At 57.4% G+C, this 479-nt stretch carries 1 protein-coding gene and 1 pseudogene; both read right to left on the bottom strand.

Translation table 11 applies throughout. The features are described 5' to 3' along the window. The coding region (mzrA, locus tag M3629_RS28040; protein ID WP_251512170.1) for an EnvZ/OmpR regulon moderator MzrA at nucleotides 1-260 on the bottom strand (260 nt) is incomplete at its 3' end. Next, nucleotides 260-479, bottom strand: a pseudogene (yqjA, locus tag M3629_RS28035) (DedA family general envelope maintenance protein YqjA); the annotation flags it as partial. The gene mzrA and the pseudogene yqjA, both read right to left, overlap by 1 nt.

The raw sequence follows: 479 nt of genomic DNA, 5'->3' as shown, positions 1-479 counted from the left end.
CCCTGGGCGGTGGAATCGAACTTAATCAGCAGACCATCCTTCTGCGGCGTGATGCTTTTAAAGCGGATGCCGTTGGCATCGAGATGATGCCAGACGGAGAAACCGTCCGGCATTCCGATACCCTGGCCAACCGGGCGGATCGCCAGCGTGGCCTCCTGCTGCTGCACCGCCAGCCAAAGCCAGAACAGGGCGCCGAGCAGAAGAGAACCACCCAGCAGCCAGCAGAACTGGCGCAGGGAAGGGCGTTTCATGACCATCATTAGCCCCGGCTTCTGTATTTTTTCTTCCACAGCACCACCAGCGAGCCGATCAGTCCGAAGACCAACAGGGCAACCGGCAGGAGCATCAGGCAGGACATCAGCTGATCTTCATACTTGAGGAATACCGGGGTTTTACCCAGCAGATAGCCAAGCGAGGTCAGGATGAGCACCCACAGCAGGCCGCTCATCCAGTTGAAAAACTGAAAACGGGCGTTATTA

Source organism: Paenibacillus polysaccharolyticus (assembly GCF_023714295.1).
Taxonomy (GTDB): domain Bacteria; phylum Bacillota; class Bacilli; order Paenibacillales; family Paenibacillaceae; genus Paenibacillus; species Paenibacillus polysaccharolyticus_A.
The sequence above is the reverse complement of the archived record's forward strand: the minus strand, read 5'-3'. Positions and strand labels throughout refer to the sequence as shown.